This window comes from Sorangium sp. So ce145 (genome assembly GCF_051525985.1).
GTDB lineage: Bacteria > Myxococcota_A > Polyangia > Polyangiales > Polyangiaceae > Sorangium > Sorangium cellulosum_B.
Window position 1 is genome coordinate 5,118,159 of sequence record NZ_CP150315.1, and the last position, 24,024, is coordinate 5,142,182.

Annotated in this window: 20 protein-coding genes; 13 read left to right on the forward strand and 7 right to left on the reverse strand. The window is 73.3% G+C overall.

The features are described from left to right. Nucleotides 1-15 precede the first annotated feature (15 nt). The 3 genes from WMF34_RS18890 to WMF34_RS18900 all read right to left on the reverse strand — a co-directional run bounded on the left by WMF34_RS18890 (nucleotide 16) and on the right by WMF34_RS18900 (nucleotide 6,603). A complete protein-coding gene (locus tag WMF34_RS18890) occupies nucleotides 16-3,114 on the reverse strand; it encodes a response regulator (RefSeq protein ID WP_437994106.1) in 3,099 nt (1,032 codons plus the stop codon). Between the two features lie 181 nt (nucleotides 3,115-3,295). Next, nucleotides 3,296-4,996: a serine/threonine-protein kinase gene (locus WMF34_RS18895; protein ID WP_437994107.1), complete on the reverse strand. Its 1,701-nt coding sequence runs from the start codon at nucleotides 4,994-4,996 to the stop codon at nucleotides 3,296-3,298. Between the two features lie 392 nt (nucleotides 4,997-5,388). After that, nucleotides 5,389-6,603 (reverse strand): SPFH domain-containing protein, encoded by a 1,215-nt coding sequence (locus tag WMF34_RS18900; RefSeq protein ID WP_012236281.1) that lies wholly within the window; start codon nucleotides 6,601-6,603, stop codon nucleotides 5,389-5,391. Nucleotides 6,604-6,979: 376 nt separating this feature from the next. On the opposite strand from WMF34_RS18900, the gene WMF34_RS18905 reads away from it, so the two are divergent. Further along, nucleotides 6,980-8,098 carry a hypothetical protein gene (locus WMF34_RS18905; RefSeq protein ID WP_437994108.1) on the forward strand — a complete coding sequence of 373 codons (1,119 nt, stop codon included), beginning with the start codon at nucleotides 6,980-6,982 and terminating at the stop codon, nucleotides 8,096-8,098. A 13-nt stretch (nucleotides 8,099-8,111) separates the two neighbouring features. Continuing rightward, nucleotides 8,112-8,534, forward strand: coding sequence for a nickel-responsive transcriptional regulator NikR (nikR, locus tag WMF34_RS18910; protein WP_012236284.1), 423 nt, complete (start codon nucleotides 8,112-8,114; stop codon nucleotides 8,532-8,534). 72 nt (nucleotides 8,535-8,606) lie between these two features. On the opposite strand, the gene WMF34_RS18915 is transcribed toward nikR, so the two are convergent. Continuing rightward, entirely contained in the window at nucleotides 8,607-9,434 is an 828-nt protein-coding gene (locus tag WMF34_RS18915; protein ID WP_437994109.1) for an SPOR domain-containing protein, read from the reverse strand. 321 nt (nucleotides 9,435-9,755) lie between these two features. On the opposite strand from WMF34_RS18915, the gene WMF34_RS18920 reads away from it, so the two are divergent. The 10 genes from WMF34_RS18920 (at nucleotide 9,756) to WMF34_RS18965 (ending at nucleotide 20,442) form a co-directional block, all read left to right on the forward strand. Further along, nucleotides 9,756-10,379: an RNA polymerase sigma factor gene (locus tag WMF34_RS18920; RefSeq protein WP_012236286.1), complete on the forward strand. Its 624-nt coding sequence runs from the start codon at nucleotides 9,756-9,758 to the stop codon at nucleotides 10,377-10,379. Further along, complete coding sequence (locus tag WMF34_RS18925; protein WP_437994110.1) at nucleotides 10,376-11,647, forward strand: tetratricopeptide repeat protein; 1,272 nt, start codon at nucleotides 10,376-10,378, stop codon at nucleotides 11,645-11,647. Before WMF34_RS18920 ends, WMF34_RS18925 begins: the two co-directional genes overlap by 4 nt. Then, nucleotides 11,648-12,778 carry a hypothetical protein gene (locus WMF34_RS18930; RefSeq protein WP_437994111.1) on the forward strand — a complete coding sequence of 377 codons (1,131 nt, stop codon included), beginning with the start codon at nucleotides 11,648-11,650 and terminating at the stop codon, nucleotides 12,776-12,778. 176 nt (nucleotides 12,779-12,954) lie between these two features. Then, entirely contained in the window at nucleotides 12,955-13,359 is a 405-nt protein-coding gene (locus WMF34_RS18935) for a hypothetical protein (protein ID WP_437994112.1), read from the forward strand. A 110-nt stretch (nucleotides 13,360-13,469) separates the two neighbouring features. Then, a complete protein-coding gene (locus WMF34_RS18940) occupies nucleotides 13,470-14,873 on the forward strand; it encodes a hypothetical protein (protein WP_437994113.1) in 1,404 nt (467 codons plus the stop codon). A gap of 249 nt (nucleotides 14,874-15,122) precedes the next feature. Beyond that, the gene (locus WMF34_RS18945; protein ID WP_437994114.1) at nucleotides 15,123-15,800 is read left to right on the forward strand and encodes a putative quinol monooxygenase; all 678 of its coding nucleotides are present in this window, start codon (nucleotides 15,123-15,125) and stop codon (nucleotides 15,798-15,800) included. Nucleotides 15,801-16,154: 354 nt separating this feature from the next. Then, a complete protein-coding gene (locus WMF34_RS18950) occupies nucleotides 16,155-16,604 on the forward strand; it encodes a hypothetical protein (protein ID WP_437994115.1) in 450 nt (149 codons plus the stop codon). 130 nt (nucleotides 16,605-16,734) lie between these two features. Continuing rightward, nucleotides 16,735-17,001: a hypothetical protein gene (locus WMF34_RS18955; protein WP_437994116.1), complete on the forward strand. Its 267-nt coding sequence runs from the start codon at nucleotides 16,735-16,737 to the stop codon at nucleotides 16,999-17,001. A 262-nt stretch (nucleotides 17,002-17,263) separates the two neighbouring features. Next, entirely contained in the window at nucleotides 17,264-17,797 is a 534-nt protein-coding gene (locus tag WMF34_RS18960; protein ID WP_437994117.1) for a DNRLRE domain-containing protein, read from the forward strand. Continuing rightward, nucleotides 17,794-20,442 carry a vWA domain-containing protein gene (locus WMF34_RS18965; RefSeq protein ID WP_437994118.1) on the forward strand — a complete coding sequence of 883 codons (2,649 nt, stop codon included), beginning with the start codon at nucleotides 17,794-17,796 and terminating at the stop codon, nucleotides 20,440-20,442. Before WMF34_RS18960 ends, WMF34_RS18965 begins: the two co-directional genes overlap by 4 nt. Before the next feature lie 34 nt (nucleotides 20,443-20,476). Here the strand turns inward: WMF34_RS18965 and WMF34_RS18970 are convergent, their stop codons facing one another. After that, nucleotides 20,477-21,487: a helix-turn-helix transcriptional regulator gene (locus tag WMF34_RS18970; RefSeq protein WP_437994119.1), complete on the reverse strand. Its 1,011-nt coding sequence runs from the start codon at nucleotides 21,485-21,487 to the stop codon at nucleotides 20,477-20,479. A 188-nt stretch (nucleotides 21,488-21,675) separates the two neighbouring features. Here WMF34_RS18970 and WMF34_RS18975 point away from each other — a divergent pair, with 188 nt between their 5' ends. Beyond that, nucleotides 21,676-22,629: an SDR family oxidoreductase gene (locus tag WMF34_RS18975; RefSeq protein ID WP_437994120.1), complete on the forward strand. Its 954-nt coding sequence runs from the start codon at nucleotides 21,676-21,678 to the stop codon at nucleotides 22,627-22,629. Between the two features lie 34 nt (nucleotides 22,630-22,663). Here WMF34_RS18975 and WMF34_RS18980 read toward each other — a convergent pair whose 3' ends face one another. Further along, on the reverse strand, nucleotides 22,664-23,101 hold the full coding sequence (locus tag WMF34_RS18980; protein ID WP_012236304.1) for a 23S rRNA (pseudouridine(1915)-N(3))-methyltransferase RlmH: 438 nt from the start codon (nucleotides 23,099-23,101) through the stop codon (nucleotides 22,664-22,666). A 7-nt stretch (nucleotides 23,102-23,108) separates the two neighbouring features. Continuing rightward, complete coding sequence (rsfS, locus tag WMF34_RS18985) at nucleotides 23,109-24,002, reverse strand: ribosome silencing factor (protein ID WP_049876287.1); 894 nt, start codon at nucleotides 24,000-24,002, stop codon at nucleotides 23,109-23,111. Nucleotides 24,003-24,024 lie beyond the last annotated feature (22 nt).

Here is a 24,024-nt window from a genome sequence, read left to right on the forward strand (position 1 = left end):
GCGCGGGCCGCACGCTCACGGCATGCCGGCGAGCGCGCGGCACTCGGCGCCGAGCGAGGACTCGGGCGAGGAGAGCTCGGCGCACTTGCGGAACGAGGCCCGCCCGCCGCGCCCGGCCGCCTGCTCGGCGGCGCCGCGCAGGTGCCACGCCGCGGCGCTCCCCGGGGAAGCGGCCGTGAGCTGCTGCGCGAGCTGCACCGCCTTGCCGGTCTGCCCCGACTCCAGGGCGCGCATCACGCGCGTCGAGAGGGGCCCGCCCTCCTCGCCCGGCGCGGCAGGCGCGGGCGCGGCAGGCGCGGGCGCGGCAGGCGCGGACGCGGCAGGCGCAGACGGGGCAGCCGAGGGCTCCGGCTCCCGCGTCGGCGCGGCGGCCTGGCCCGCTGTCGCCGCCGCGCTCGGCGGCGCCGCGTGGGTGGTCGGCGCGTGCGAAGCGCGCTCGGAAGGCGCTCCGGCCGGCGCGGGGCTCGCCGCTGCAGGCTTCGCCCGCGCGCTCGCCGAGGCCGGCGCGGCCGGCTGGCCCGCCGGGGCGTCGGCGGGGGTCGCCGCGGCGAGCCCCTCCGCGGCAGCGGCCGCCAGCTCTCCTTCCGGCTCCGACGCGGCCAGAGCCGCTGCGGGCACCGCCGCGGAGTGCTGCCCCGCCGGCCCCTCCTCCGGCAAGGGCGCATGGACCGGCGCCGCTGGCACGGGGCGCCCCGTCTGGCCGACCAGCCACACGCCGGCGGCCCCGAGCGCGAGCGCCGTGACCAGGCCGGCGACGATCCGCGCGATGCGGGCCCGGCGCTCCTCGTGGCGGGGCCCGAAGAGCGTGGCCTCGACCGCACCGGCGGTCGTGTCGGCGTCCTCGGCCGAGGGATGCTCCCGCGCCGCCATTCCCTCCGGCGCGTCCACCCCGCCGCCGAGGAAGAAGCGCTCGCTCTCGCTGATCGGCCCGGGGTCGCCAGGAGGCGCGTCGTCCGGCGCCGCCGCGGGGCTCGCCGCCAGGGCGGCGTCCGGCACCGGCAGCGGCGGCGGGGAGGCCTCGATCGGGCGCGCCTCTTCGGCCCTCGCTTCGACGGGCTGGGGCGCCTGCGCACGCTCCGCCGCGCGCGGGACGGCGACGGGCGGCGGCGCGTCGCTCGGCGGGCGGGGGCGCAGCGTGGGGCTCGTCGACGCCGCCGGGGTGCGCTCCTCGCCAGCGGGCGACGCGACGCCCGCTGCCGCCGCAAGCGCAGGCGGCGCCGCCGCAGGCGCGGGCGGCGCCGCGGGCTCGGGCAGCGCCGCTGCGGGCGCGGGCGGCGCCGCGGGCTCGGGCAGCGCCGCTGCGGGCGCCTCCGGAGGCGTGGAGCGAACGCGCTGCTCGGCGGGAGCGACCGCGGCCACGGGCCTGTCGCTCCTCGTGGAGCGCTGCTTCTGCGCGAAGCTGCGCGGCGTCACGAGCGGTCGCGTGAGCGGGGCCTCATCGCTGCTCGCGAGCGTGGTGTCCTTGTCGAGATCGACCTCGGCGCGCGGCCGCGTAACCCGGGCGGCCTCGGCAGGCGATGCGGCGTTCCGCGGCGGCTCCGACGGCGCGCGGCCGCCCGCCGCGACAGGGCGCGCCGCGGCGTTCCGCGGCGGCTCCGACGGCGCGCGGCCCCCCGCCGCGACAGGGCGCGCCGCGGCGTTCCGCGGCGGCTCCGACGGCGCGCGGCCCCCTGTCGCGCCGGCGCGCGCCGCGGCCGACACGGTGCTCCGCGGCGGCTCCGACGGCGCGCGGCCCCCCGCCGCGCCGGAGCGCGCCGTCGCGGCCGACACGGCGCTCCGCGGCGGCTCCGACGGCGCGCGCGCCCCCTCCAGCGCGGATCGCGCCACGGCGGCGCTCGCGCTGGCCGCTCGGCCGACCGCCCCTGGCCCGTGCACCGCGCTGCGGGTCGTCACGGGGCGCCCGGGGGACTCCGCGTCGGGGTCCCCCGCCGGCGCGTGCAGCTCGTGACCGGGCCGGGAGCGCGGGAGCACCGCCGGAGAGACCCGGTTCGAGAGCGGCGCCGGGACCACGGCGGCGTCCTCGAGGTCGTCGGAGCCGGCGTTCCCCGGGCTCCCCTCGGGGTAGTTGGAGCGCCGCGCGCTCGACGGCGACGAGAGCGGCGAGAACTCGTCATGGAACGCCGCCTCCGGCTCGCTCGGCACCACGTCGTCGGGCGGGAGCGCGGCGGCGGGCACCAGCAGCCCCTCGAAGTAGAGCTTCGAGATGGTCGAGAGCGTCGAGAGATCCTCGAACGGGGACGCGTCGACCACCTGCATCAGCGTGCGCTTGCCGTCGAACAGGCGCAGGATCCCGTTCAGCTCGTCCGGGATCTCGTTCAGCCGCTCCAGCAGCTCCTCGCTGTCGACCTCGAAGACGGTCGCGAGCGACGGCAGCGCCTCGAGCAGGCGGCCCCACTCGTCGACGCGGCGCATGCCCTCCATGAGGAGGCCCTGCGTCGACGTCTCGATCCCGTCAGGGTTGTCGACCTTGCAGAACTCGACCTCGAACGTCCCCTCGTTCCACAGGAGCGCGCGGTAGACAGCCTCCTCGCCGCAGAGCCGGCCGAGCGTCGCGTCGACGACCTTGCCCTCGCGGAAGTAGACCTGCGCCTCGTTGTCCGCGTGCGACAGGTGGACGATCCCGCTCTTCCGGCTCACCTCGAACGTCTGCAGCAGATCCACGACGTTCATGTCGAGGATCGACCCGGAGAACCTGGTCCGCCCCGTCGTCGAGAAGTGGCGCGTCGTGATCCCCTCGCGCGTCCGCCGCGCGAGGAGCAGCGTCACGCGCGCGATGAGCTCGCGCACGAAGATCGGCTTGGTCAGGTAGTCCTCGACGCCGAGCTCCAGCCCGCGGATCTTGTCCTCGATGGACCGCTGGCTCGTGAGGAAGACGACCGGGATCGAGGCCCAGTCGGCGTGCTCCTTCATCTTGCGGACGAGGGCATATCCGTCCACGTTGGGGAGGCGCGTGTCGCTGAGGACGAGGTCCGGCGTGGAGACCTCGAGCTTCGCGAGAGCGTCCGCTCCGTCCTTCGCGGTGGTCACGCTGTAACCGGCCTTTTTCAGGCTGACCTCGAGGACCCGAACGCTGCGCGGATCCGCGTCGACCAGGAGGAGCTGTTGCTTGGCCACTAGAGGTTTCCGCCTCGCGAAGGATGGCGAGCCCGAACGGACGCTGTCAAGCGCTCCGCCCTGAGCGTCGCCGCTGCCGTCGATCGCTTGTCCCGCGGCCGCGGGCCCGGCGATCGACGTCGTCCATCGTGCACACAGGACGGCTGGGAAGGCCAGGTTTCGTCGCGCGCCGATCGGGCGATCAGCGCTTCCAGGGATCGACGATATCGCCGGTGGCTTGCGGCCTTACCATGGAGGCCGTGGGCGCCGCGGTCGCCGACGGACGGGCCGTCGCCGCGGTCGGCTTCGCCGGGATAGGGGCGGCTGTGCCCTGGGTGCGGGGCGGCTCCTGCGCGGTCGGCGCGGGCGCCGCCGTCGCGGCCGCGACGGCGGGCGCGGCGGGCGGCTCGTCGATCGCCTTGGCGGGCGCCGTCTCCGCCGGGAGGGCGCCGCCGGGAGCGTCGGCGGCGGCGGCCTCGGGCGGCTCCTCGGGCGCCGGCGCGCGCAAGGCGCGGACGCCGAGGGCGATGACGATGGGCACGAGGACCGCCGCGAGCGCGATCGCCACGCGCGCGGCCATCGAGAGCGGCTCGGAAGGCTCCGCAGGCGCATGGCCCGGGGCGACCATCTCCTCGGTCGCGCGCGGCCGCATCGACTCGGTCGCGCGCGGCCGCATCGACTCGGTCGCGCGCGGCCGTATCGACTCGTGGCGAGGCAGCTCGCCCGGGGGCGCGACGGAGGTCACGCGGCCCGGAGGATCGAGGGCGAGCTCGATGGCCTCGACGAGGTCCGCCATCGAGGAGAAGCGCTCCTCGGGGTTCTTCGCGAGGCAGCGCATGACGATCGGGCCGAACGCGCCGAGCGCGGTGGCGTCGGGCATCACCTGCTCGAGCGGCTCGGGCGACATGTACATGTGCTTGGTCAGCACGCCCATGTACGTGTCCGCCTCGAAGGGGACGCGCCCCGCGAAGCACTCGTACATGAGGACGCCGAGCGCATAGATGTCGGCGCGGGCGTCGATGCGCTTCCCCTCCGCCTGCTCCGGGCTCATGTAGTGCGGCGTCCCGAACACCATGCCGATGCGGGTGAGCCGCTTGCCGCCGGTCACCTTCGCGACGCCGAAATCGAGCAGCTTGACGAACTCCTGATCGCCGTTGCGGACGAGGTACACGTTGTCGGGCTTCAGGTCGCGGTGGATGACGCCCGCGGAGTGCGCGGCCCCGAGCGCGGCGGCGCACTGGAGCATGATCTGCCCGACCCTGTCGGCCGGCAGCGTCTTCTCGGTGCGCAGCAGCGACGCGAGGGAGGTCCCGGAGAGGAACTCCATGACGAAGAACGGCAGCTCCGCCTGCCCCGTCTCGACCTCGATCGCGCCGAAGTCGCTCACCGCGACGATGTTGGGGTGGCCGATCGCCGCGGCCGCCTTGGCCTCCTGGATGAAGCGGGCGACGAGCTCGGCGTCCTGCGCGATGTCGCGCCGGAGCACCTTCAGGGCGAAGAGGCGGCCGAGCGACTTGTGGCGCACCTCGTACACCGTCCCCATCCCTCCTTCACCCACGACCGCCTGCACCTCGTAGCGGCCGTCGATGGTGCGCCCGAGCATCGGATCGGCCGACGGATTCCAGTCGGGCGCGTCGGCGAGCGGATCGCCGTCGAACGGGCAGAAGCGGGAGTCGCCGGAGAAGGTCTGCTTGCAGGTCGGGCAGCGCCGCGCGCGCGGGGTCTGTTTCGCCTTCCCCCGGCGCGCCGGCCCGTCGAAGCGCGCCGGCAGGGGTGGGAGCGCCGGCAGCGGCGGGAGCGCCGGGCGCGCGCCGACGTGCGCTGGCAGTGTATCTGCGCGCGGCGGCACGTCGCTGCGGAACGGCAACTCGCTGCGCGGCGGCGCGTCGCTGCGCAGCGGCACGTCGCTACGCGCTGGCGGCGCATCGCTCCGCGCTGGCGGCACATCGCTGCGCGCTGGCGGCACATCGCTGCGCGCTGGCGGCGCATCGCTCCGCGCCAACGGCACATCGCTCCGCGCTGGCGGCACATCGCTGCGCGCCGGAGGCTGAGCAAATGATTCGTCTCCGTGCAGCCGCGGGATGTCTTCCCGATGGAACAGCTCGGCAGCCTCGGACTCGCCGGCGGTCATCTCGGGCTGAGCATCCCCGGCCATGCGGAGCGTCACTGGCACCCCATCGAGTCTAGCCGAAAGCGCGCTCGGTGGTTCGGATCAGATGGCGCCAGTTTGGCGACCGCGGTGGAGCGCCCCCCGCGGGTCGCCGCGCGCGGCGGCCTGCGCCGCCTGGTAAGGACTCAGATCTCTTCCAGAATCTTCGCCTTGCGGGCCTGGAACTCCTCGTCGGTGATGAGGCCCTTGCTCTTGAGCTCCCCGAGGCGCTCCAGGCGCTGCTCGATCGACGGCGCTGCGGCGGGGGCAGCCTGCGGCGCCCCCGGGTAACCCTGCGGCGCCCCCGGGTAACCCTGCGGCGCCCCCGGGTAGCCCTGCGGCGCCCCCGGCTGCTGCATGTGCGGCGGCACGAACTGAGGCTGGCCCTGCGCCGCGAGCGCGGGGTTCATCGCCTGCGCCAGGCCGGCGCCGATCGCCACCTGGGCGCCCAGCCCCGCGACGCCGCTGCCGTCGCCGCCCTGCGCCATGCCCTGGCCGGCGCCCATCATCGCCTGGCCGGCGGCGTAGTTCTGCCAGTTGCCCGCCAGCTGCTGCACGTACCGCGCGTCCTGCTGGAACCGCTGATCGAGCTCGAACTGCTTCGCGCGGGCGGTGTCCTGCGCGACTCCGATGCCGCGGCGCGCCTCGCCGCGCGCCTTGTTCGCCTCGCGGAGGAGCTTCTGGTCCTCGGCCGCGAAGTTGATGTTGAAGTTGCCGATCTCGAGGATCTTGCAGCCGATCTCCTCGAGGTTCGGCGCGGATTGCACGATGCGGGCGCCGAGCTCCATGCTCATGCCGCCGAGGTTGAGCAGGCTCTTCTGCTGCTGCGCGCAGACCTGGCCGATCACGGTCTTCACGCTCATGAAGAACTTGCCCTTGATCCAGCTCAGGACGACGTCGTTGTCGCCGCTGCCGCCGCACTGCCCGTGGTACCCGACGACGAACCGCACCGGATCGACCACCACCAGCGAGAACTCGCCGAAGATGCGCGGCGTCACGAACTCGTAGAGGACGGGGTCCTCCATCGACTCCAGCGGCCCGCCGAACGGCACGCCGCGGACCGGCTGCGTCTTGACGAAGAAGATCTCGGCGATGAAGACGTCCCCGCCCGTGAACTTGTTGACGAGGTTGTTCAGGAACGGGATGTTCTGGGTCTGGAGGGTGTGGCGCCCTGTGGGCAGGTAACCCATGTACCTGCCGTCCTTGAAGAAGAGGGCACACTCATCGCTGTCGACCGTCAGCTGCGACCAGAAGGGGATGTTCTGGTCCGGGTGCTTGTAAACGATGAGATGCTTCGCCGCGTCCGGGCGCGCGATCATCATCTCGCGGACGCCGCTCTTCACGAAATCGAAAATCCCCATGTCGCGCTCCTCTTCGGTGTGCTGGGTGTGACGGATCTGCCGGTCCCCTGCCCCCCGGGACCTCGGGCTTCATTCCGGCAGACGGCGCGCAGGGCCCGCGCCGTTCGTTCTCCGTTGACGATCGCCGCGCCTTTCAGGCACACAGCGGCCTCAGGATAATCCGCAGATCGCAGGGCAGCAATGCCCGCCGGGAGGACCGTATGCCCGTTGCTCCGCTTGCTCTGCTTGCTCTGCTTGCTCTGCTCGAGCCGCTGGCGTCACCCGAGTCATCCGCGCCACCCGAGCCACCCGCGTCCTCCGGGATCCCGAGCTCCGCCGTTCGGCAGCCGAAGCGCTCGTTCTTTTGGCACGGGGCCGCGCTGGCGAGGGCGCCTCGATGATCGCGCCGATCGACGTCGGCGCCCTCTCGGCGCCCGCGCAGAAGCTGGCGCAGCCGGGCGCGCCGCAGAAGCTCAGGGAGATGGCGGCGCGCGGCATCGCCCCCGGGCTCAAGCCGGGCGACGTCGTGACGGTGCTCGTGCTGCTCGCGTCGCGCGAGGAGGAGCCGGCCCACGAGGCCGCGGAGAAGACGCTGGCGGCGCTCCCCGAGCCGCTGCTCCAGGGGGCGCTCGGCGCGGATCTGCAGCCGCCAGTCATCGATCGGCTGGCCCGCGCGTACGCGGACCGCCTCCCGGTCGTCGAGAGGCTCCTCGCGATGCCGGGCGTCGCCGCGGAGACGCTCGAGGAGCTCGCGCGGACCGGGGGCGAGGCGGTGACGGAGCTCATCGCCGTCAACGAGGAGCGGCTGCTCAAGAACCCGCGCGTCATCGAGAAGCTCTACCTCAACAAGAACACGCGGATGTCGACCGCCGACCGCCTCGTCGATCTCGCGTCCCGCAACGGGGTCGAGCTCACGGGCATCCCGGCGTGGCGCGAGGTCAGCGTCGCGATCAAGGACGAGCTCATCGCGGAGCCGTCGCCCGAGCCCACGCCGGACGACGTGCTGTTCAGCGAGACGCAGGCGCTCGCGGAGGCGCTCGCCGCGGACGAGCCGGTCGACACCCACGTCGAGGACGAGGAGGGCAAGGAGGCGATCAAGGAGCAGTACGTCCCGCTCTACAAGCGGCTCGCCGACATGACCATGTCGCAGCGGATCCGGCGGGCGATGCTCGGCTCGCGCGAGGAGCGCATGCTGCTCGTGCGCGACTCGAACCGCCTCGTGGCCAGCGCCGCCGTGCGCAGCCCGCAGATGCAGGAGGAGGAGGTCGTCCTCATCAGCCGCAACCGGAACATCTCGGACGAGGTGCTGCGGATCATCTCGACGACGCCCGAGTGGCTGAAGAGCTACACGGTGAAGCGGAACCTCGTCGAGAACCCGAGGACGCCGGTGCTCGTCGCGACGCGGCTGGTCCAGCACCTGCGCGAGTCCGATCTCCGGGGCATCGCGAAGAGCAAGAACGTGACGTCGCCGGTGAAGGACGCCGCGAGGCGGCACCTCGAGCGGCGCAAGAGCTGAACGGGGACGAGCGATGAGCGACCTGGTCCGCTTCGGCGTGGCGATGGATCGCGCGCTGCTGGCCGAGTTCGATCGGCGCATCACCGCGCAGGGCTACGAGAACCGCTCGGAGGCGCTGCGAGATCTGGTCCGCGCGGACCTGACGCGCGCCGCGCTGGACGAGGGGGCCGAGGTGGCGGCCACGCTGACGCTCGTCTACGAGCCCGAGGTGCGGGAGCTCGTGCTGCGGATCTCCGAGCTGGAGGAGCGGCGCGCGGGATCTCTGGTCTCCAGCCTGCTGGTCCGCCTCGACGCGGCCCGGCTGCTCCAGGTGATGGTGCTGAAGGGCCGCGGGCAGGAGCTGTCCGAGCTCGCCGGGCAGCTCGCCGGGGCCAAGGGGGTCCTGTCCTGCGCGCTCACGCCGGCCGCGGCGCTCCCGGGGGCGGCGCGCCGGTAAGCGGGGGCGGCGCGGCGCGCCGGGAAGCGGGGGCGGCGCGCCGGTGGAGGAGGGCTCTCCAGAGCTGCTGATCTACGCGTCGTCGCCGGAGCTGTCGGCCACTTTGACCGTGGTCTTGGGCGGGTCGACGATGAACGTCACGAGGCGCTCCTTGGCCTCGAACTCCTGCCGGTAGATCACGGCCGAGCGCTTGTACTTGAAGGGGCCCACGCGCACCCGGTGCCACAGGCCGCGGCCCTTGACGTACGCCGGCTCGACGTACGCCTTGTGCCCGCGCCGGCGCAGGGCCGCCGCGAAATTCTCGGCGTCGGTGGGGTCCTTGAACGAGCTCACCTGGAGCTGGTAGTTGCCAGGCCCTCCCCGCTCGGTCTCCGGCCCCTCCTCGCGCGACACGTGGCGGGCCATCGCGGTGAGCGTGTCGTTCGGGGCGACCTCGCCTCCGGGACGCCCGAGCACGTGCTGCGCCGGCAGCGGGACCACGGGCAGCCGGTCCGCGGCAGGCGGCGGGACGGGCTCCGCGGCGGGCGCCTCGGCGGAGGTGGCCGCCTTGGCCGCCCGCGGATCACGCACGGCCTCGAGCGCGGTCGTCGGGTGCTCCGCGTCCGAGAGGACCGCGGGGAAGGTCACGTCCTCCCCGATCGTGGCAGGGCGCGGGGCCGGCTTCACGCCGGCCGGGTGGGCGCGCGCGACCAGATCGCCGAGCGGATCGGCGGTGACCGGCCGCTCGCGCTGCGGGGCGCGCAGGAGCGCCACCGCCGCGAAGACGATGCACGCCCCGCCGAGCGAGGCCAGCACCAGCGCGCCCGCGCGCGACGGGCGAGCCCCGGGATCCTCTTCCTGGATCTCCTCGAGGTTCCGCACCGCCCCGGTGTCCATGCTCTCGCCCTTGCTGCGCCTCATGCGTCCTCCTCGCCCCGTCTACCCTGCCCGGCCGGCGACCCACAACTTTCGTGTGCTACTTTATCCTACATCTTCCAGAGAAGTCCGGTCGCGGAACGAGCGCTCTCGGGTGAGCGCGCGCTTCGGCGGGACCGGGCAGCCTCGCATGCGCGGCGCGCGCGGTGAAAGTTCTCGGCTGGCGCCGGGCGCGCGCAGGCCAGACGATCCCCGCGGGCTTCGTCCGCGGTGAGCCGTCTCGCGGCCCTGCCGTGACTCAAGGGGGCCGATCGGGTCACGAGGCGGCAGGAGGCGTTCGATCATTCCCAGCGGAGCCCCACGATCATGGTGATGCGCGCCGGCGCGCTCGCCCCCCCGCGAAGGCTGGGCGTGGTCGCCTATGCGAGCGACGAGGCGCTCGTGGAGGGCCTCCGCGCGAGGCATCCTGCCGCGCTCTCCGCCTTCCACGAGCGCTTCTCCGGGCACGTGCTCCGCGTCCTCGGCCGGCTGCTCGGCGGCAGCCGCGACCTCTCCGACGCGCATCACGACGCCTTCGTCCGCGCGCTGTCCTCCCTCGACACCCTGCGCGATCCGGCGGCGCTGAAGGCGTGGATCACCTCGGTCGCCGTGTTCACGGCGCGGACCTGCATCCAGCGGCGCGCGCGCAGGAAATGGCTCCTGTTCTTCGCCCCCGACGAGCTCCCCCCCCTCGTGGAGCCCCCGTACGAAGGTGAGGCCCGCGAGGCGCTGCGCGCGACCTACCGCGCGCTGGAGCGGCTCCCGGCCGACGAGCGCATCGCGTTCGCGCTGCGGCGCATCGAGGGCATGGATCTCCAGGAGGTCGCCGGCGCGTGCGGCGTCTCGCTCGCGACCATCAAGCGAAGGCTGGCCCGCGCCGAGGCCAACTTCCTTGAGGCGGCGCGGGACCAACCCGCCCTCGAGGCGTGGCTGAAGGGAGGCGCGTCATGAGCGATCGCCCCTCGCTCGATCGTCTTCATGAGCTCCGCCGGGCCCAGGATGAAGAGCTCGCGGCGCAGGATCTCGACGGTGCGCGCCGACGGTTCCTGGAGATCGCGGCCGGCGGATCCCCCCGTCCCGGGGCTGCGCGCCTCGGCCCCCCGCGTCCTCGGTGGATCGCGCCCGCGGCCCTCGTGGCGCTGGCGGGGGTCTGTGCGGCGCTGCTCCTCGTGCTGCTCCCGTCCTCGCGATCGCTCTCGTTCGCGGTCGGCTCGGCGCAAGGTCAGGTCGGGGCGTGGATCGCCGCCAGCGCGGAGGCTCCTCTGGCGGTCGCCTTCTCGGACGGCACGTCCCTGGCGCTGGACGCGAACGCCCGGGTGCGGGTGGTGGCGGCCGGCGCAGATGGCGCGCGCGTGCTGCTGGAAGGCGGCCGGCTCACGGCGACGGTGACCCACACCGCGACGAGCGCCTGGAACTTCGACGTCGGCCCGTTCGACGTGCTGGTCACCGGCACGCGCTTCGAGCTGAGCTGGTCCCCGGCGAGCGAGCGGCTCAAGCTGGTGCTGCGGGAAGGATCGGTCGCCGTGTCGGGGCCGCTCGTGGGCGGGCGGCGCGCCGTCGCTGCGGGAGAGACGCTCGAGGTCTTCTGCAAAGAGCAGCGCTTCGAGCTCACGCGCGGGGAGCTGCGCGCCGCCGCTCCACCTCCGCCGTCCGCCACGCGCGTCGATCAGCCGGCCTCCGAGCCGGCCCCCGCGGCGACCGGCGCCGGCGAACGCGCGATGGTCGCGAAGGCCGCGGACGCCGCCCCCCGCCGGCCGACCTGGCGCGATCTCGTGGCCAGCGACAGGTACCAGGAGGCCATGACGGCGGCCGAGGCCGAGGGCTTCGACGGGCTCGTCGCCCGCGCGAGCGCGGCGGATCTGCTGGCGCTCGCGGACGTCGCGCGCTTCTCCGGGAAGCCGGAGCGCGCCGCGGCGGCGCTCACCACGGCGCGGAGCCGGTTCGCGGGCTCGGGCGAGGCGGCCAAGGCCGCCTTCCACCTCGGCCGGATGGCGTTCGACCAGCGGCGATCGTACGCCGAGGCCGAGCGCTGGTTCCTCGTGTACCTCGAAGAGCAACCGGGCGGCTCCTTTGCGCAGGAAGCGCTCGGGAGGGTCATCGAATGCCGGGAGTCGATGGGGCCGGCCAGCGAGGCCCGCGAGGCCGCGCGCCGCTACCTGGCGCGGTATCCGGCGGGGCCCCACGCCGCGCACGCCAGGGATCTCCTCGAGGGGGAGTGAATGCCGTCTCGAAGGCCGGCTCGCGCGGCGCACGGCGGAGCCTGGGCGCTCGGGCTCTGCCTCCTCATCGCACCCGAAGCGCGCGCGGCGCCGCCGGAGCCTCCACGCACGAAGGTCGTCCTGATCGCCGATCGCCGGTCGGACCCCATCATGGCGCGCGTCTATGCCGAGCTCGCCACGCTCGGATTCACCGTGGTGGTCGTGAGGGGCGGCGCCGAGCCGCCCTCCCAGGGGCCGATCGAGACGAGCGCGCGCGAGGTCGGAGCGTCGGCGGAGATCCGGGTGACGGAGGTGCCAGGTGGCGTCGAGGTCTCGATCGCCCATGGCGCGACCGGCCCATCGGTCCAGAGCGCGGTGATGGCCGACGATCCAGCCACGGTCGCGGTTCGCGCGGTGGAGCTCCTGCGCGCGAGCCTCCTGGATGTGCGCTCGCCCCGTCCGTCGCAGGGCGAGGTCGGCGCCGATCCGGAGGCTCGCGCCGTCGTCGACCTGCAAGAGCCACCGCCGGCCAGGCCCGCGCCCGTCGCCGCCGCGCGCCCGCGAGCCGACGCCGCCTCCCGCGCGCCCCCTCCCCCGGCCGCGAGGCCAGGCGCGACCCGAAGGGCACCGATGACGTTCGGCGTCGGTGCGGCGCCGGCGGTCCTGTGGAGCCCAGGCGGCGTGCCCGCCACCCCGATGCTGGACGTGTCGGGGTACGCGATGATCTGGTCTCGTCTGGGGCTCTCCACCTTCGTGCAGATCCCGCTCGCCAGCGCGCGCCGTGAGGGCAAAGAGGGCACGCGGCACACGCGCATCGCGCTCGCCGCCCTGGGGGTGCGCGTCCCGCTCGGCCCCACCGGCGCCGCGTGGCTGCCGTCGGCCGGCGCAGGGCTCGCCGCCGCCTGGCTGCACGTCGAGGGCGAAGGCCGCTCGCCCCGGTACGCGGGCAGGTCGGAGGACGCGTACGCGGTCGCGCCGTACCTGCGCGCTGGGCTCTCGTTCGCGCCGACTCCACACCTGCGGATCAGCGAGCACCTGCTCGCCGGGATCGCGGCGCCGCGCGTCGTGATCGACGCCGCAGGCCGCGCGACGGACGCGTGGGGTCGCCCGTTCCTCGGCGCGTCTCTCGGCGTGGAGGTCGTGTTGCCGTGAGCCGAAACGGGCAGCTTCCGTGACCTCAGCGCAGACCATCTTTGACGCCGGGCGCGTCGGCGCGCGGCGCGGAGGACCCAATGAAGATCACGGCTACGAGGCTCTGGGCTCTGGGCTTGTCGGCGGCCTTCGCGCCCGCACAGGCGGCGTGCGGCGACCGTCATGTCGATCCGATCGTGGAAATCCGCCTGGCGACCACCGTCGAGGGGGCCACCGAAGGGCCGTGGGCAGCCTGCGTTTCCTCCGGGGACGAGGGCAACTTCGCCCTCCCCCACGTCTGTCCGGATCCCGAACCGAGCGGTGAAGAGCGCATGTGCAGGGTGGCCTACGTCGCCGAGCGACAAGACGATGGATCGACGTGGTGCGATGTGGCGGCGCAATGCAACTACGCGTGCGAAACGGCGGAGGACTGCCCGCGGCCGCCGAGCGGCACCGCCACGCCGGTGTGCAACTCGGTCTGCGAGTTGCCCTGCGACGAGAGCACCACGTGCCCGAGCGGCATGGAGTGCTGGCGCATGTTCCACGGGCCTGGCCTCCAGGACGAACAGGGCTTCTGCATGTGGAAGTACCGATGTGACTGAAGGTCGAGGTCGACGAACCTGGCCAATCCATCTCGCTCTGCCCGCGGACCCGCGCGGCGACACGCAACCGCTGGGCTTTCGCGCGCTCGAGGCGCTATGACTCGGCCCTCATGAAGATCCCGCTCCTGGGCCGTGTCCTCCCCGCGCTCGCCCTGTCGCTCCTCGGCTGCGCTGGAGAGCCGTGGACGCTCACGGTCGAGGTCGTGCCGGGGCACGAGGCGACCGCGTTCCAGGACGACCCGCCCGTCGCCCGGGTCGAGGTGACCGCGACGACGGCCGAGGGAGACGTCACCGTGTCGGCGGCGGCCGCGCCGGGCGGCGAGCTCGATTTCGGCGAGATCCCGGCGGAGCGGGCTTACACCTTCGAGGTGCGCGGCCTCGACGCGGGCGGCGCGACCGTGGTGCGGGGGCGCTCCGCGGCGGGCATCTACCTCGCCGCGGTGACGGGCGACGTGCTGCCGCTCTTCGCCCAGCGGACCGGCCGGTGGGCGCGGCCGCCGGGCGAGCTCGCGGCGTCGCGCGTCGGCGCGCCCGGGGCGGCGCTCGCGGAGCGCTACCTGATCCTCACCGGCGGGGCCGCGGCCGCGGGCGCCGCGGCGGGCACCGTCGACCCGGCGCGGCTCGACGCGTACGACCTCGCGGCGTGGGGCGGGAGCGCCACCAGCGGCGCGCTCCCGCGGGCGGCGCGGTCGCTCGTGGTGCGGGGAGACCTGCTGCTCACGCTGGACGACGAGGGCGCGAGCTGGACCGACATCGCGTCGGGGCAGAGCGCCGAGGCGTCGCTGCCCGAGGGGCTCGGCTCGTTCGCGGAGGTGGCGGGCGGCCGGACGGTCGAGGCCTCGGATGGGCGCTCGTTCGTGGTCGGCGCGACGCGCGCGGGCGCGGCCGCGGGGGCGCCGGGCGCGCCTTCGGACAAGGTGCTCGTCGTCGGCGCGGACGGGGCGCTCTCGGTGGCGAAGCTCCGCCATGCGCGGGCCGGCGCCGCGGCCGTGTGGGTGGAAGGTCTGGGCCTGGTCGTCGCGGGCGGGAGCGCGGACGGCGCGGGGCTGGAGGTGCTCGGCGACGGCGCGACCGAGTTCTCGCCGAGGCCGTTTCCGCCGGACGCCTCCGAGGGGGCGGGCGCCGCGGTGACCGGTCCCGGGGAGATCGCGCTCGTCGGCGGGGTCCAGGGCGGCGCCGCGGCGCCGACCCGGCGGCTCGCGCCGGGGTGCGCCGTGACCTGCGCGGCCGTGGAGGTCGAGGGCGCCGCGCTGCCCGCGGCCGTCGGTGGTGTTGCCGCGTTCGCGCTGCCCGGCGGGCGCGTCCTCGCGCTGGGCTCCGAGGCGGGCGAGGACGGGCTCACGCGGAGCTTCATCGTCGACGTCGCGGCGGCGCAGGTCGAGGAGCTGCCGCTGCGGGAGCCGCGGCGCGGCGCGGCCGTGGTGCCCGCGCCGAACGGGACGCTCGCGGTGCTCGGCGGGGTCCACGCGGACGGGACGCCGGCGCTGACGATCGAGACGTTCTTCCCGGAGTGAGCGGTCCGCCGGAGGGTATCGACACGCGCCGGGTTGTTTTTTTTCTCCACGGAGGCTGTCGACACTCTCCGCGTCGAGATCTCCTTGGGGTTTTGGAGGCAGCCATTTCACCGATGGGTTTCGCCGGGAGATCAGGTGCAGCCCGTCGACCGTCCGGCGCCTCCGAGGACAGCCGCCGACCGATCGCAAGATCCTCCAAGTCGGCCGCCCCGCCGGCGCGTAACTTCCGCGAGGTCGAAAGGAGGACTCATGATCGGTGGTATCAAGCGCGCGCAGGCCAAGGCGGGTTCCGAGGCGGAGTTCGAGGCGATCTTCAGGGCCCACGCGGCTGCAGTCCGGGCCCATGAGCCGGGCACGCTCAGCTACGACCTGTTCAGGGACGGCGCGCCCGGGCGCTATGTGGTCCTGGACCGCTATCAAGACGGCGAGGCGCTGGCCGCCCACTGCGGCTCGTCTCACGGAGCCGCCTTGTTTCCGCGCATGCGCGCGCTTCTGGAGCGCCTGGAGGTGAGCTACTTTCCGGGACACGAGCCCGGTGACACGCGATATACGGCCCTCGCCCTGACGCGCGCTCCCCTGGACACGGCGTTCCGTCTGGCCGCGGACATCCGCCTCCTGCCGCGCTGGGGCACGCGCTTCTGCCAGGGATTGCGACAGGAGGGGGAGCGCTGGATCGTGAGCTCCCCCCAGGGAAACGTGCGCTTCCGCTACGAGGCAGACCCGTCCGCGGGCGTCGTCTGGCACTGCGTGGATCCGGGCAGCGGAGAGCTGCGGATGCCCATGCGCATCGTGCGACACGGCCCCGGGAGCCTGCTCCTCTTCACCATCCAGCGGCCGCCGGGGTGTTCCGAGGCGGCGTTCGACGAGCAGAGAGAATGGGTGGATCAGGAGCTAGCTCAGCTGCGAGATCTGGTCGAGGGGTCATAGAGTCACCCCTCAGGGAGCCCCCGCTGGGAGCGCCGCCTCGACCTGCGGGAATCCCGACCTCGACCGAACGGCTCCCTCTGTCCGGTGCCCTAGCTGACCGTGTCACCTATAGCATTCGACTCGCCATGCTCCGCCGCAGTGTCGTCGTCCTCTCGGATCTGCACCTCGGCCCCACCGGGCCCCCTTGCCACCTTTCGAGACGATCGAGCGCTCGCCGGCCTCCTCGACCACCTCGGTGCGCCCGGCGAACCGCCCACGGAGATCGTCCTCGCCGGTGACGTCTTCGACTTCCTCTAGATCCCTGGGACCGCTGGCCCGTGTGGGGCCATGTGGTCGGCAACGACGCGGGCTCGCGTGTGGATCGTCCATGGCGACCGCTGGGACCCGCACAACGCCGTGCACCGCGACGCGCTCCGCCAGGCCGTCGCCACGGGCCGTCCGGTCGAGCTGCCCGTCGGCTCGCAGCTCGTCTACCGCGTGCTCAACCAGCTTCAGCCGGAGAACCGCTGGATCCCCGAGCTCAAGCCGGAGCTCCCCGTCGTCTTCCCGCTGCTGCTCTATCTCGACCCTCGCGTGACGGAGCACGAGATGAAGCGCTCCCTCGACGACATCGAGGCGGGGCGCTGGGAAGCCGACGCGCCGCGCACGTGGGTGATGATCACCTGCAACGATGGGGCCTCCTGGAAGTCAAGGCCATCGTCGCGCCCGCGCGCTTGTCGCGCGCAGTTAGCACGGTTCGCGCGGTTCGCAGGATTCCCACGGCTCGCGCCGCTCTCGCGGGTCGTGCGGCTCTGCCCGACCTGAGCCCCTGGAATCGACGCCGAACGAACCGCCCTGGCCTGTGGTCGAAGCGCTCGCTGCGACCTGCCTTCTCGCGCACCGAGCGGCAGCGACCCCCACAGATCGTGTCTTTGCGTGTTGCCCTCCAGACTCCATGTGGATGCTGGCGGGTGCTCAAGCCGTGAACCTGCCTGATCAAAGGATAACCGACCATCCGGTCGGCCATCGTTCGGCCATTGATCGGCCGGTCAGACTCGCACGCGGCTCATCGGCCGCTGCCTCGATGACAGCTTCGCAAAATGTTGCAAGCGACGCAGATGCGACGCAGTCGATGCAGACCGTGCAAACAGTTCAATTCGCAAACTTTGCGGGCGATGCGCTTGTGATGCAGTTGTTGCGGACTATGCAAACAGTTCAATGATGACAATGATGAATGAGCTGCCAGGAGCTGGCATCCCATGGACGAAACACTCGATCTTGATCTTCACGTCTTGACATGAATGAGTAAGAGGAAGACCCTAGATGAATATCTGCCTTAGGCTTTCGTAGCGATTCACACCGCACATCGCCTCGCCCCCAGCGCTCGTGACCGTCGGGCCACACGACCCCGGCCTTGCGCGCGGCGGAGCTTTGCGCGGTCAACGACAACGTCTGTCAGGGAGAACCTTTGCATGAGAGATAAAATGAAGATCCTCAATGCCTTGTGCGCCGGCGTGGCGAGCGCCCTCGCGGCCTCTTGCGGCGCCGATCCCGGCGGCGCGGGAGACGAGGGCGCGGCGCGCGCCGCGCAGGCACTATCGACCGAAGGACAGGTGTGCACCACCGTCCAGCGCGGCGCCGGACCAGCGGGCGTGGCCGACGTCGTGCTCTGGCAGAACGCGCCGACGTGGAACGACGGCGCGAACGTGGCGCTCAGCTCGGGGACGAGCGCGAGCGGCGGGATCCGGCGCAGCTTGCTCCGGTTCGACCTCTCCGGCGTCCCATCGAACGCCGAGATCGTGTCGGCGAACCTGTCGCTCTCGCAGATCTACAAGGCGGACACCAGCACGGTCCGCGTCCACCGCGTCACGAGCGCCTGGGCGGAGTCCACCGCGACCTGGGGGAGCTTCGGAGAGTCCTTCGATCCGGCGATCGCCGCGTCGTTCACCGGCGGCGGGGCGGCGGGGCGGCGGGCGTCCGCTCCTCCGACCTCACCGCGCTCGCGCGCGCGTGGGTGAGCGGCGAGGCCGAGAACCACGGCGTCCTCATCGAGGAAGACCCGGTCGTGAGGAGCGAGTTCAAGAGCAGCGAGCGGCCGGAGATCGCGAGCCGGCCGAAGCTCGACGTCTGCTACGTCACGTGCGACGACGGGATCCAGAACGGCAGCGAGAACGGCGTCGATTGCGGGGGCCCGTGCGCGCCCTGCGGCGGCGAGTCGTTCGAGGGGCCGCCGGGCGGAAGCCCCGTCGACCACGAGGGCACCGGCGCGACCTATGGCTGGTCGGTCGGTGACCTCGACGAGCTGCCGGAGTCCGTCGCGCGGCAGGGCACGAACGAGCCGTGCACGACCGGCGAGGACTGCCAGTTCGACCAGCACTGCGACAACCCCGCGCAGGGCGCGTGCGCCCACGATCCGTGCGCGACGGGCGACTCGCTGCTGTCGAGTTGCAGCGGCTGCGTGACGAAGGTCTGCGACGCTCGGCCGAGCTGCTGCACGCAGACGGCCACGCCGGGCGACTGCGCGCACGACGCCTGCGTGGCGGTGCCTGGCCCGGCGACCAACATGACCACGACCTGCGGCGATGCGTGCATCGCGAACATCTGCGCGAACCATCCGCGCTGCTGCGAGATCACGTGCACGAACACCGCGCAGTGCACTGCGATCATCGGCACGGGCAGCACCTGCGTCTTCCCAGGCCGCTGCACAGCGCCCAGCGGCGTATGTCCCCCGGGAACCGTGCTGTCAGGCGGCAGGTGCACCGGGACGTGGAGCGCGACCTGCGCGGGTTATGTCGAAACGGAGTGCGCCCCCAAGACGTGCGACGACGCGGCCCCGGCCTGGGACGCGGCGTGCGTGGGCCTGGCCGACTCCCTGTGCGGCACGAGCTGCAGCGCAGAACCAGGCGAGCCGCGAGGCACCTGCGATCCCTACCTGCCCGGCGAGACGAACCCGGCCTGCAGCGGCGTGGATCTCACCGTCGGCGTCCCTTGCGGCGGGACGATCCCCGTCTGCAACCGCGGCAACACCCAGGCGCCCGCGGGCATCGCCATCCACCGCTATCCAGCGGGCGCGGGCCAGCTCCCCTCCTCGGCACCGAGCCGGATCCTCGACGCGTGCAGCCCGACCGGCGGCACCCTCGCCTGCACGACGACAGAGCCGATCGAGCCGGGCGAGTGCATCAGCGTGGCGGGCTGCACCGGCGTCACCGACGGCATGGAGCTCATCGTGAATCCGCCGGGCGCGGGGCAGATCGCCGAGTGCCAGTGCGGCAACAACGGGAGCGTCTATCAATCGGGCGAGTGCGGGTCGCCCGCCTGCACCGCCACGGCCAGCACCTCGCCGTTCAGGCCGGTCACCCTGTTCGTGGCGCTCGATCGATCCACCTCGATGCGGCAGACGCTGTCGGGGGTGGACGTGAGCGCGGATCGATGGATTCCGGCGACGAACGCGCTCAAGTCCTTCTTCCAGGATCCGGCGTCGGCGGGGCTCGGCGTCGCGTTCCGGTTCTGGCCGCACGACAACCCGGGCCCGTGCAGCGACACCCCTTCCTGTCCGCCCGCCGGTGGCGGCGGCTGCGCGCTGCCGGTCGTCCCGTTCAACGGCGCCGCGGCCGACAGGTTGACCGCGGCGTCTGCGGCGATGGGGGATCAGCAAGAGATCAAGCTGATGCAGGCCTTCATCAGCTTCCCGACGCCCAACGGCGAAACGCCGATGTACCCGGCGCTGGACGGCGCCACGACCTGGGCGAACAACTACAAGGACGCCCATCCCGAGGAGGAGGTCGCGGTCGTTTTCCTCACCGACGGCGTCCCGTCGAGCTGCAACACCGTCCCCAACGCGATCGGAAACCTGGCGCGAAACGCCTGCGTGAACCACGGCGTTCGCGTGCACGCCGTGGGCTTCGGCAACTCGAACGCGGAGCTCATCAACCTCATCGCGGACCAGGGCGGAGGGCGGGCGTACAACCTCAGCGCTGGCTCGACGCTGGAAGGTAGCGTCCTCGATGCGCTCGTCTCGATCCGCGGAGAGGCGCGGTCGTGCGACGTCGCGGTCCCCAGCGCGGGCGCTTCGGATCCCGCCTCGGTATCCGTCACCTACGAGAACGCCGCCGGCGTGGAGACGACGCTCACGCCCCAGGCCGGGCCCGGCAGCTGCGGCACGGGCTGGTACTTCACCGACGCGACGCACACGACCGCCAGGCTCTGCCCGGAGACCTGCTCCATCGCCCGCGAGAACCCGGGCGGGAAGATCCGGGCGACCGTCCCGTGCGCTGACGAGGCCCTCTCGCCCATCACCACGAGCTGGGAGCGCTACCACGGCGTCTGCCCGCCGGGCACCAAGGCCCGGTGGGAATACCTCACGTACAGCACGACCACGCCCGGCGACTCGAGCGTCGAGTTCTTCGTGCGATCGGCCGACGACACCGCCGATCTCGGCGCAGCGGCCGTGACGCTCGCCGCGACCGCCCACGCGACGCCGGCCGATACCCAGGTGTGCGACGACACCTCGACGCCGCCGTGCGCCGTCGATCTCGGCGCGCTGCCGGGAGCGCAAGCGGATTACCTCGAGCTCCAGGTGACGCTGAATCCGACGAGCGACGGCGCCGGCGGAGTCCAGGTGCAGGACTGGGAGATCGGGTATTCGTGTCCTGACGTGGAATGAGCCTGGACACGTTCGCGATCCCTCCGGTGCCGGCTCACCTCTTCCTGCCCCTGCGCTGAGGCGCCGCCGCGCCGCGCGCCCCGTAGACCGCTCGTAGATCCTTCGCGATCTCCCTGAGCCGCGCCCGCAGCGCCGCCGGCTCGATCACCTCGACGCCCCTGCCCAGCCCGACGATCTGCGAGATCGCGATCGACTCCCGCTCGAAGTCGACCGTCACGACGCTCGTCCCCTCGCGCCCGCACGATCCCCGCCCCCACCGCGCATGCTCGCCGCCGGGCCGGACCCGCCGGAGCGCCTCTTCCCCCTCCCCGGTCACGCGCAACGTCACCACGTAGCTCGCCCTCTGCTCCGCGAACCGCCGGCTCAAGCCCTTCCAGCACGCCGCCAGGTCGAACCCCTCCGGCCGCGCAAACGTCGCTTCGAGGAGCCGCGCGCCCGCCACCCGCGCTCCCCGGAAGATGCTCGGCCCCCGCTCGGTGCCGGCGACGAGGTACCAGCGGTCGGCCTTGATGACGAGCCCGTACGGCTCCACCACCCGCTCGCTCGCTTCCCCGTCGAAGTCCCGGTACGCGAGCCACACCTTGCGATCCTGCCAGACCCCCTCCCGCAGGACGTCGAGGTGCGGCACCACCTCCCTGCCCTGGAACCACCCCGACGCGTCCACGTGGAGCCGCTGCCGCGCGTGCTCGGCCAGCGACCGGTGCACGGCCGGCAGCGCCGCCGACAGCTTGATCAGCCCGCTCTCCAGCGCCGCCGAGAGCCCGATGTCGGCCAGCGCCCCGGGCGCGGCGACCGCCGCGAGCGCCTGCACCTCGGGCTGCGTCAGCCCGGTCAGGCTCGTCTGCCACCCCTCCGCCAGCGAGATCCCGCCGCTCGGGCCGCGCTGCGCATACACGGGCACGCCCGCGGACGACAGCGCGTCGAGGTCCCGGTAGATCGTCCGCGCCGAGACCTCCAGGCGGCGCGCCAGGTCCTCGGCCGTCAGCTGACGGCTCTTCGCCCGCTGCAAGAGCAACATCAAGCTGAGCAGCCGATCCGCGCGCATGACCGTCCGTGGCTCCCGGCCCCGAAATGAGCCGCCCGAGAGGCTACGCGCAATTCATGACAGGAGACGTCAGGAATTCCCCCGTAGCGTCGCAGGACGACCGGAGCAGGACGGAACGCGAGGACGCGCGCGTCGCAGGAGCCCGCGCGCGTCCCCGACAACGCCGGTCGTCAAGGAGGAGACACCGTATGAGACCGCTCGAAGGACAGGTCGCCCTCGTCGCCGGAGCCACGCGCGGCGCGGGGCGCGCCATCGCATGCTCGCTCGGCGAGGCCGGCGCCACGGTCTATTGCACAGGGCGCAGCGTCCGCGGCCGGCCCGCCACGGGCCAGCGCCCCGAGACCATCGAGGAGACCGCCGAGCTCGTGGGCGCGGCCGGAGGGCGCGGCGTCGCCGCGCAGGTCGACCACACCGTCGAGGAGCAGGTCGAGGCGCTCTGCGCCCGGATCCGGCAGGAGCACGGGAGGCTCGACATCCTCGTCAACGACGTGTGGGGCGGCGATGAGCTCACCGAGTTCGGCCAGCCGTTCTGGAAGCTCTCCCTGCCCAGCGGGAAGCTCCTGCTCGAGCGGGCCGTCACCTCGCACATCATCACGAGCCGCCACGCGGTGCCGCTCATGCTCGAGCGCGATCGCGGCCTCATCGTCGAGATCACCGACGGCGACCACTTCGGCTACCGCGGCAACCTCTTCTACGACCTCGCGAAGATGTCGGTCATCCGCCTGGCCTTCGCCATGGCCTGGGAGCTGCGCCGCCACCCCGCCATGACGGCGCTCGCGGTGACGCCCGGCTTCCTGCGCTCGGAGGCCATGCTCGACCACTTCGGCGTCACCGAGGCGAACTGGCGAGACGCCGCCGAGAAGGACCCGCACTTCATCGAATCGGAGACGCCGTTCTACGTGGGCCGCGCCGTCGCGGCGCTCGCCGCCGATCCACACGTCGCGACGAAGTCCGGCCGCGTGTTCAGCTCGTGGGATCTCGCGAGGGAGTACGGGTTCACCGACGCCGACGGCCGGAGGCCCCACTGGGGCGAGTACTTCGAGCGGCACCTCGGCCGGTACAACAGGGCCGGCGAGGCGGCCTACGCGAGCTGGTTCAACGGCCCGATGGAGCTCGCGTGCCCCGACTGGCCCAAGGAGTGAACGGCGCGGCGGCCGCAGGGGCGGCGCGGCCGCCTCAGTGAGCGTAGGGCTCGCCGCGAAGCAGGGTCATCGCGCGGTAGAGCTGCTCGATCAGCACGAGCCGCGCGAGGCGGTGCGGGAACGTGAGCGGCGAGAGGCTCCACCGGTCGTCCGCCGCGGCGGACACGTCGGGCGGCAGCCCGTCCGCGCCCCCGATCAGGAACGCGACCACCCCCTTGCCGCGCGAGCCCCAGCGCTCGACGCCGGCCGCGAACGCCTCGCTGCCGAGCGCCTTGCCGCCCACCTCCATGGCGATGACGCTCGCCCCCGCCGACGCGCGCGCAAGGAGCGGCCCGACCTTCGCCGGCGGGCCGTCCTGGATCTCGATCTCGTCGCACGCCACGTAGCGGCGGATGCGGCCGAGGTACTCGTCCATCGCCGCGCGCAGCGGCTTGTCCTTCACGCGCCCGACGGCGGCGACGACGAGTCGCACGGCGCGCTCAGCTCGGATCGAACCGCGGGGCGGGCTGCGCCCCCGGCGGCAGGGTCTCCTCCGGGACCGGGACGCGCCCCGCGTCGATCCAGAGCCCCTCGATGTCGTAGAGGCGGCGCGTATCCTCCTGGAACACGTGCACCACCACGTCGCCGAAATCGATGAGCACCCAGGTCGCCGCGGCGAGGCCCTCCATCGAGAGCGGCGCGAGCTTCTGCTTGCGCACCGCCTCCTCCAGCCCCGTCGCGATCGCGTGGACGTGCCTGTCGGAGCGGCCGGTCATGATCACGAGGTAGTCCGCGTAGTCGACGCGCCCCACGACCTCCAGGATCTCGACGCCGATCGCCTTCTTGTCGAGCCCCGCCGCGGCCAGCGTCAGCGCGAGCTCGCGCGCGGGGGCCGACGGCTCGGGGACGGGCGGCGGCGTGCTCCGGCGCGAGCCGGCGCGCTTCGGGCCCGCGAGCGGCGACTTGCTCCGCGCGGGCGACCGCCCCGCGAGCGGCAGCGCCGCCTTCGCGCCGCCCTCGCCGCCGCCACGCGCGGCCCGCGGGGCCGGCGCGTCGCCGTCGTCGCGCGCCGGACGCCGCGCCCTCGAAGCCGGCCGATCCGCCGGGATCGGCCGCGCCGCGCGCTCCAGCGGCTCCGCCTCGCCGCCCGCGCGGCGCGCGCGGACCACCTTCTTCGCGCCGGGCTCGCCGACGCCCGCGTGGGAGGCGCGGATCCGGGGCGACGCCGGCCGCTTCGGCTTCGCCGCGGACGACGCTCGACCGGCCGCGCCCGCCTTGGCCGTGGTCGCCTTCTTCCGCGCCGGCGCGCGCGGCTCCGCGCCCTCGCCCGCCGAAGGCCCCGACTTCGCCCGCGGCTTGCTGCTCCCCTCGCCTGCGTCCTTCTTGCTCGCCAACGTTCTCTCGCTTTCTTGCGCT

Coding starts and splice junctions, on each gene's coding strand:
- WMF34_RS18900 (WP_012236281.1), bottom strand. CDS start 6,603: ATGGGGATTTTCGATTTCGTGAAGAGCGGCGTCCGCGAGATGATGATC.
- WMF34_RS18905 (WP_437994108.1), top strand. CDS start 6,980: ATGATCGCGCCGATCGACGTCGGCGCCCTCTCGGCGCCCGCGCAGAAG.
- nikR (WP_012236284.1), top strand. CDS start 8,112: ATGAGCGACCTGGTCCGCTTCGGCGTGGCGATGGATCGCGCGCTGCTG.
- WMF34_RS18915 (WP_437994109.1), bottom strand. CDS start 9,434: ATGAGGCGCAGCAAGGGCGAGAGCATGGACACCGGGGCGGTGCGGAAC.
- WMF34_RS18920 (WP_012236286.1), top strand. CDS start 9,756: ATGGTGATGCGCGCCGGCGCGCTCGCCCCCCCGCGAAGGCTGGGCGTG.
- WMF34_RS18925 (WP_437994110.1), top strand. CDS start 10,376: ATGAGCGATCGCCCCTCGCTCGATCGTCTTCATGAGCTCCGCCGGGCC.
- WMF34_RS18930 (WP_437994111.1), top strand. CDS start 11,648: ATGCCGTCTCGAAGGCCGGCTCGCGCGGCGCACGGCGGAGCCTGGGCG.
- WMF34_RS18940 (WP_437994113.1), top strand. CDS start 13,470: ATGAAGATCCCGCTCCTGGGCCGTGTCCTCCCCGCGCTCGCCCTGTCG.
- WMF34_RS18945 (WP_437994114.1), top strand. CDS start 15,123: ATGATCGGTGGTATCAAGCGCGCGCAGGCCAAGGCGGGTTCCGAGGCG.
- WMF34_RS18955 (WP_437994116.1), top strand. CDS start 16,735: ATGTGGATGCTGGCGGGTGCTCAAGCCGTGAACCTGCCTGATCAAAGG.
- WMF34_RS18960 (WP_437994117.1), top strand. CDS start 17,264: ATGAAGATCCTCAATGCCTTGTGCGCCGGCGTGGCGAGCGCCCTCGCG.
- WMF34_RS18970 (WP_437994119.1), bottom strand. CDS start 21,487: ATGCGCGCGGATCGGCTGCTCAGCTTGATGTTGCTCTTGCAGCGGGCG.
- WMF34_RS18975 (WP_437994120.1), top strand. CDS start 21,676: ATGAGACCGCTCGAAGGACAGGTCGCCCTCGTCGCCGGAGCCACGCGC.